The organism is Rhodococcus sp. AG1013, assembly GCF_003350365.1.
In the GTDB taxonomy this organism is placed as follows: domain Bacteria; phylum Actinomycetota; class Actinomycetes; order Mycobacteriales; family Mycobacteriaceae; genus Prescottella.
This window is the reverse complement of sequence record NZ_QQAT01000009.1, coordinates 196,301-203,410: the sequence shown is the minus strand read 5'-3', so window position 1 is coordinate 203,410 and position 7,110 is coordinate 196,301. Positions and strand designations below refer to the sequence as shown.

6 protein-coding genes and 1 tRNA gene are annotated in these 7,110 nt (G+C 69.2%); 2 read left to right on the top strand and 5 right to left on the bottom strand.

What is annotated here, in order from left to right:
- A partial coding sequence (locus DEU38_RS13945) for a thioesterase domain-containing protein (RefSeq protein ID WP_258557883.1) occupies nucleotides 1–849 on the top strand: 849 nt, incomplete at its 5' end.
- A 258-nt stretch (nucleotides 850–1,107) separates the two neighbouring features.
- Here the strand turns inward: DEU38_RS13945 and DEU38_RS13940 are convergent.
- The 4 genes from DEU38_RS13940 to DEU38_RS13925 form a co-directional block, all read right to left on the bottom strand.
- Nucleotides 1,108–2,016 carry a TIGR03564 family F420-dependent LLM class oxidoreductase gene (locus DEU38_RS13940; RefSeq protein ID WP_258557882.1) on the bottom strand — a complete coding sequence of 303 codons (909 nt, stop codon included), beginning with the start codon at nucleotides 2,014–2,016 and terminating at the stop codon, nucleotides 1,108–1,110.
- Between the two features lie 134 nt (nucleotides 2,017–2,150).
- The gene (locus DEU38_RS13935) at nucleotides 2,151–2,627 is read right to left on the bottom strand and encodes a hypothetical protein (RefSeq protein ID WP_114721997.1); all 477 of its coding nucleotides are present in this window, start codon (nucleotides 2,625–2,627) and stop codon (nucleotides 2,151–2,153) included.
- Nucleotides 2,624–4,108: a PepSY domain-containing protein gene (locus DEU38_RS13930; protein ID WP_114721996.1), complete on the bottom strand. Its 1,485-nt coding sequence runs from the start codon at nucleotides 4,106–4,108 to the stop codon at nucleotides 2,624–2,626. Before DEU38_RS13930 ends, DEU38_RS13935 begins: the two co-directional genes overlap by 4 nt.
- A 180-nt stretch (nucleotides 4,109–4,288) precedes the next feature.
- Nucleotides 4,289–4,825, bottom strand: coding sequence for a hypothetical protein (locus tag DEU38_RS13925; protein ID WP_114721995.1), 537 nt, complete (start codon nucleotides 4,823–4,825; stop codon nucleotides 4,289–4,291).
- A 140-nt stretch (nucleotides 4,826–4,965) separates the two neighbouring features.
- On the opposite strand from DEU38_RS13925, the gene DEU38_RS13920 reads away from it, so the two are divergent.
- The gene (locus DEU38_RS13920; protein WP_114721994.1) at nucleotides 4,966–6,609 is read left to right on the top strand and encodes an acyl-CoA synthetase; all 1,644 of its coding nucleotides are present in this window, start codon (nucleotides 4,966–4,968) and stop codon (nucleotides 6,607–6,609) included.
- A gap of 60 nt (nucleotides 6,610–6,669) precedes the next feature.
- Here DEU38_RS13920 and DEU38_RS13915 read toward each other — a convergent pair.
- Nucleotides 6,670–6,746 (bottom strand) — tRNA-Met (locus tag DEU38_RS13915).
- Nucleotides 6,747–7,110 lie beyond the last annotated feature (364 nt).

Sequence of the window (7,110 nt, the reverse complement as noted above, 5' to 3'; positions counted from 1 at the left end):
CGTCCTCGCGCCGAGGGTTCGGATGCGGTGCCGGTGTTCGTGTTCCATCCGGCGGGTGGTTCGACGGTGGCGTACGAGCCGCTGCTCAAGCGTCTACCCGCGGACACCCCGATGTTCGGCCTGGAGCGGGTCGAGGGCCCGCTCGAGGAGCGCGCCAAGGTGTATGCGCCACTCCTCAGGCAGATGCAGGGCGACGGCCCGTACGTGCTGTACGGCTGGTCCTTCGGCGGAGCACTGGCGTATGCCGTGGCGAAACAGCTTCGACAGGATGGCGCCGACGTGCGGATCGTCGGACTGATCGACACCGTCATGCCCGGCGAGAAGGTCGAGAACACTCCCGACGAGATCCGGGCCCGCTGGCAGCGCTACGCCGCGTTCGCGAAGAAGACCTACAACCTCGACGCGCCGTTGCCCTACGACAAGCTGGCCGCCGCCGGCAGCGACGAGGAACAGATCGGGATCCTCATGGACCTGCTCAAGCTGAGCGGCACCACGATCCCCAGCGGCATCATCGAACACCAGCGCACGTCGTGGCTCGACAACCGGGCCGTTCCCAGCACCGACTTCGAAACCTACGACGGCGACGTGGTGCTCTACATGGCCAACACCTATCTCGACGACCAGATCGCACTCGAGCCCGCCTTCCGGACGCGGCGACCCGACGGCGGCTGGGGCGAGGCCGTGCAGAACCTCGAGATCGTCCACGTCGACTGCGACCACATCCAGATCGTCGACGAACCGTACATAACGAAGGTCGGTGCGGACCTGAGCAAGAAACTCGCGGCCATCGCGGGCACGCAGTCGCCCCGCCCTGAGCCGGCCGGCAGCAGATCGGCCGAGTCGGAGTAGCCACGCCCGGTTGGTGTTTCGATCCCCCGCCGCCTGGGCGGCGGGGGATTTCTGCCGTTCGGGCGGGAGCTACGACCCCTCGGTCCCGAACAGCGCGGACCCCATGTACGTGAAGCCCATGAAGGACTCCATCGAGCCCACCGAACCGGTCAGAAGATTGACGATCATGCGAGAGTTCCTTTCAGACAGACACAGTCGGGGTGATCACGGATCATCGGAACATACCGAGGGCACGAGCCGTGCGCAGTCGATCCGGCCCTACGCGCCGACGTACTCCCGTAGACACGACCCTGTTTCCGCCTGTTCGTTGTCGTCCCCGAAGACCCACGCCATGAACTCGGTCGCCCCGGCGTCGTGGAAGGCACGCAACCGATCGGAAACCTCACCGCGCGAACCGATCAGCGCGACGTCGGCCGGATCAGCGGCGCCCTCCTTGTCGAGCATCGCCCGGTACGACGGGGTGTTCGTGTAGGCGGCGAACTCCTCCCGGCACCGCTGCCGCGCCGCATCGACGTCGGCCGTCACGCAGATCGGCAGGCCCACCACGATCCGCGGCGCGGGTCGGCCCGCGGCGGCCGCGGCCACGCTGATGGTCGGCACGATGTGCTCGGCCACGGTGCGGATCCCGGTCATCAGCGTCACCGTCCCGTCGGCGTGTTCGCCGGCCAGTCGCAGCATCGCCGGGCCGAGCGCCGCGAACAGCACCGGCGGCGCCGGGGTGTCGAAAGTGTCCAGCGGGCGCGGCAACTCGGCCCGGAGCCGGACACCGTCGAACTGCGTCCGTTCCCCGCGCAGTGACGGGATCAGCGCCGCCAGGTAGTCGCGTGCCCACTGCACCGGACGCTCGAAGCTCAAACCCCACACGTCCTCGACGATGAAGCGGTGCGAGACCCCGAGGCCGAGCTGCAGCCGCCCACCGACCGCGGCCTGCGTCGTCAGCGCCGACGCGGCCAGCAGCAGCGGATGCGTCGGATGCGTGGGCAGCACCGCGGTTCCCAACCGGATCGACGACGTCCGCTCCCCCGCCAGCGCCAGGACGGTCAGCGCGTCCCATCCGAAGATCTGCGGCACCCACGCCGCCGCCAGCCCGTCGGCCTCCACTCGCGCCACCCGCTCGACCACCTCGTCGAGCCGCACCGACGGCCACACCATCCGACCGATCTCCATCACCGATCACCTCGCCTTCCGACGCCGGGTCCGCAGCTGCAGTGTCCCAGCCCGACTGCCCGATCAGGAGTGGTTCCGGCACAACGAAAGCGCGGACCCCGCCGCCCGACGGCGACGGGGTCCGCGCTTTTCACTCACCGCTCCAGCAGGTTGCTCCGTCCGGCCACCACCGGAATCCACAGCACCGCCAGCACCGCCATCGCTGCCCACTCGACGAGCAGGCCGTAGCCGAGGCTGCCGGTGTGGGCGTCGCGGACGCTGTGCTGCGACCAGTACATCAACACCCCCAGGGCGGTCCCGACCGTCACGCCGGCCATCGCGACCCACGCGAAGACCCAGCGACGGGTCCACGCCGCCAGCGCGGACACCCCGATCCCGAACACCACCACGAACCAGGTGAACAGCCGAGCCAGCGCCGCGACCTCGTCATGCCCGCCGGCGAGCACGTTCCACGCCCGCAATCCGTCGACCTGCGGCGCGGCGAGCGCAATCAGCAGGATCATCACGGCGGCCGCGATGAACGGTCCGCGCCCGCGCGGATCGACCTCGCGCGCGACCCGCGCCTCGATCATGGACAACTCACGCCGCAGCAGCGACAGATCCTCGCTCATTCGGTCACGCCGGTCGATGCTCGTCTGCGTTGAAACACGCCGACGACGATATCGACGGCCACGAATCCGATCAGGCTCAGCCCCAGCAGCGGCACGAACCATCCGACGAGTACGGTGCACGCCACCAGCGCGGCCGCGGCGGCCGGATGCAGGCCGCGGACGGCGCCACGGGTCGGCGGCCGACCCCACCGCTGCGCACCTCGCGTCGGTCGGCGCCGCCACCACATCGTGTACCCGAGCACGATCATCACGAGCAGCGCCGCCGCCAACGCCACCAGCACGATCTGATTCAGCAGCCCGAACAGGATGCCCATGTGCACCCCGATGCCCCAGAAGGTGAGCTTCGCGGCCAAGGGCCAGTCGGCGAACCGGGAGGTGTCGGTGATCTGGCCGGTGGCACCGTCGACGGCCACCACGTCGGTGGCGAACTGCCACGGCTGCCGCGTCTGCGCGACGGTGAACGCGGTGTCCGGCGCGGACGGGATGGACGCCTCCACCGCGCCCGTCACGCCCGCGCCCGCGGCGACCGCGAGCACGTCGTCGAGCCGTCCGACGTTGTTGTCCAGCATGCCGGTCCCCGCAGCGGGAGCCTCGTGCCCGCCATGGCCGTCGTGCCCACCTGCCGGCGCAGTGTCGGTGGCGCCCAGCTTCTTCGACACCGACGGAGTGGTCCAGCCGAGCGAGGTGCGCAGGTCGGTGACGTGCTCACCGGCGTACTTCGACCAGGTCAGACCGGTCGCGGACAGGAACACCAGGCCCACCGCGATCCACAACCCGATCGCGCCGTGCCAGCCGAGTGCGCGATTGCGGCCGCGTGCACCGTGTTTCACCGTCCACAGCCGGGGTGTGGCCGCGCCGGCTCGCGCCCGCACCGTCCGGTACCGCCGCACCCACAGGTAGACCCCGCCGAGGGCGATCACCCACAGCCACGACGCCGCCAGTTCGCTGTAGATGCGACCCGGCTCACCGAGGTGCAGGTTCCGGTGCAGCTGCGAGATCCACGTCCGCATCGGCAGGGCGCTACTGCTGCCGTAGACGACGAGTTCGCCGACCGGCCGCGCGGTGACCGGATCGACGAAGACCGCCAGCCGCTCCGACTCGCCCAGCGTGGGATCGGTGAACAACACCCGGGTGGTGTCCCCTGACTCGACGGCCGGGCGGACCGCCGACACCGCCAGATCGGGCCGCTGCGCCCGGGCCGCCTCGACTTGGTCGCTGACCGGTGCGGCCGGTCCGGTCGTCTCGACGTGCAGGTAGTCGCGGTAGACGAACTGCTCGAGAGTGGGAGCGACGGCGTACAGACCACCGCTGACGGCGGCGACGATCAGGAACGGCGCCACCAGGATGCCGGCGTAGAAGTGCAGCCGCAGGACCAGCCGGCGCAGCGCACCCGGCGGCGACGAGTCCTTCGAGTCGGACTCGGCGGACGGATCGTTCGGAAGATGCGCAGGGGTGATCCCCACGCTCTCGGGAGCATTCATCACAAAGGCTCTTTCCCTGAAGAGGTTTCGGTTCGGCGCACGCGGACCACGCGGTTCACGCGGGTCTCCGGAGGTGGCGCCGAGAAAGACACGCCGAGCACGCCCGGCACGAGAGGTGACCGGGCGTGGACAGCGGTGAAGGTGAGAGCCGACGCGGGCACGCGAGGGTGCGCGCGGCGGCTACCGGGAAAGAGCCGGAGGTCCCCGTGTGCCGCCGGCCGACCGGGTGATCCAACCGATCGTGGGGTCGAGACGACGGACGACGGTGGGCGTCCACCGTCGGACGTCCGGGACGGGCGGCGCCGACAGCACCGCGACGACGATGCGCAGCACCGACGTGATCACGCCCAGCAGCGCGCGCTCGGCGGCCCGGATCAGCATCGCGCCGACCACCGTGGCCGCCGCGTGCGCGGCGAGCATCTGCGGCGTCAGGTGCAGACCGTGACCGTGGTCGGATGCCAGAGTGAGCGTGAGGTGCCCGATGCCCTGACCGGCCGCGAGCACAGCACCGAGGAACAGCAACGGATGCCCCACGGTTCGTGCCGACGCGGTGATCGCACCCACCACGGCGCTGCCGGCCAGGAGTAGCACCACTGCCTGCTCACTGGGGACGGCGACCCCGCCGCCGAGTCCGTGCGCGGCGATACTGACCGCGCCGGACGCCGATCCGACGAACATGCCGCGCGTGCGCGCGACAGCATCGGTCCGGGAATTCACCCCGAGAGATTAGCGCCTACTACAGCGGCTAGTACACACGTCGGGAGCAGCGCACCGGACCAATCACCCCACTGTGAGGTGCATCACCATTAGGCTGGGGCTGCCCGCAGGTAGACCGACGTCGCTCTTTGGGGGTAACCATGCAGGACGCACTGACGAAGATCACCGACACACTCAGCGCGGTGCGGGTGATGGCGCGCTCCGGCCTCATCCCGTTCCCACGCGTCGACGAGGGCGTCGGAGTGCTGTTGGCCGTCAGCAAGTACGGGCCGTTCGCGGGATCCGTCCACGCCCGCGCCGCCCACGGCCACGGTCGCGTCGCGATCATCGACGAACGCGGTCCACTCACGTACCGGCAACTCGAGGAACAGTCCAACGCGCTGGTTCGGGCATGGCAGGCCGAGGGCATCGGCGTCGGCTCCTGCGTCGGCGCCATGTGCCGCAACCACCGCGGCCTCATCCTCACGATGCTCGCCGCCGCGAAGAGCGGGGTGCGTCTGGTCATGATGAACACCGGCTTCGCCCGCCCCCAACTGGTCGACGTCGCGGCGAGGGAGGGCGTGCACCACTTCGTCTTCGACAGCGAGTTCGCCGACATCGCCGACGCGCTGCCCTCCGACGTCACCCCATTCCTGTCGTGGGTGGACCAGGCGCCGCCCACTCCCCCGGCCGAGACACCGCCGCGCACCCTCGACGCCCTCATCGCCGGGCAGTCCACCGAACCGGTGCCCGCGCCGAAGGACCACGGCGTCTTCATCCTGCTCACCAGCGGAACAACTGGCACCCCCAAGGGCGCGCCCCGCGGGCGCACGTCACCGTTCGTCACCGCACAGTTCCTCGATCGAATCCCGTTGCGCCCCAAGCAGACCATGCTGATGACCGCGCCCGCATTCCACGGCACCGGCATCTCACAGCTGGGCCTGGGCCTGGCACTCGAGAACACCGTCGTCATGCAGCGTCGCTTCGACCCCGAGACCACCGTCCACCTACTCGCCGAACACCACGCCGACACCATGGTGCTGGTACCGACCATGCTGCAGCGGATCATCGACCTCGGCCCCGAGGTGCTGTCGAAGTACGACACCTCCTCGCTGAAGGTGATCTTCGCGGCCGGTTCGGCCATCGCCCCCGACCTGTCCATCCGCACCCAGCAGGCGTTCGGGAAGGCGCTCTACAACTTCTACGGCTCCACCGAGGTCGCCGCCGTCACCATCGCCACCCCCGACGACCTCGAGCGCGCCCCCGGCACCGCCGGACGCGTGCCGGCCACCTGCCACATCGCGCTGATCGACGACGACGGCAACAAGATCACCGAACCCGACGTCGTCGGCCGCATCTTCGCCAAGAGCGGACTGAGCTTCGAGGGCTACACCGACGGCCGCGACAAGCAGCGCATCGACGGCATGCTCTCCACCGGAGACGTCGGGCACTTCGACCGCGACGGCCTGCTGTTCGTCGACGGCCGCGACGACGACATGATCGTCTCCGGCGGCGAGAACGTGTACCCGCTCGAGGTGGAGAACCTCATCACCGAACGCCCCGACGTCCTCGAGGCCGCGGTGATCGGCGTCGAGGACAACGAGTTCGGCCACCGCCTACGCGCATTCGTCGTGCCCGCGGCGTCGTCGGCGCGGGACGCGAGCGAGATCCGCACGCACGTGAAGTCGAACCTCGCCCGCTACAAGGTGCCGCGCGACGTCATCTTCATCGAGGAGCTGCCCCGCAACGCCACCGGCAAGCTTCTGCGCCGGGTGCTGATCGAGATGGAAGTCGAGCCCGAGTAACACTCCGGGACACACAAAAGCGAAGAACCCCCGTCCAGAATCCGGACGGGGGTTCTCCATTGGTAGCGGGGACAGGATTTGAACCTGCGACCTCTGGGTTATGAGCCCAGCGAGCTACCGAGCTGCTCCACCCCGCGTTGCATGAACGAAGTTACACGAGCCGGGGAACGGAAGGCAAATCGCCTGCGGCAGGACCGAATCGAGTGTCCGGCAATCCGAGATTGCACCCGCGGTCGTGACGCAGTTCACGAAAACACGGTAATCCATCTCACATAACGCGCATGTAACGCTCCGGCCGCGATACGGCAACGGGCCGTCACGACCTGCGGAAACGCGCCGACCGCCGGCCGGGAAACGGGTCGACCGGCCCGTTTCATCGAGGTGACCGGCCGCGGATCACTGACGTACGTTCGTGATCAGCTCGTGATGTTCGAGTGGAGGACCGACCCGCCGCTGCCAGCTCTGCCCCCGCGGGATCGGACACAACCAAACCCTTCGAGG

Excerpts from the sequence above, each read along its gene's own strand:
- DEU38_RS13930 (WP_114721996.1), bottom strand. The coding sequence starts at position 4,108 with ATGAATGCTCCCGAGAGCGTGGGGATCACCCCTGCGCATCTTCCGAAC.
- DEU38_RS13940 (WP_258557882.1), bottom strand. The coding sequence starts at position 2,016 with ATGGAGATCGGTCGGATGGTGTGGCCGTCGGTGCGGCTCGACGAGGTG.
- DEU38_RS13920 (WP_114721994.1), top strand. The coding sequence starts at position 4,966 with ATGCAGGACGCACTGACGAAGATCACCGACACACTCAGCGCGGTGCGG.
- DEU38_RS13935 (WP_114721997.1), bottom strand. The coding sequence starts at position 2,627 with ATGAGCGAGGATCTGTCGCTGCTGCGGCGTGAGTTGTCCATGATCGAG.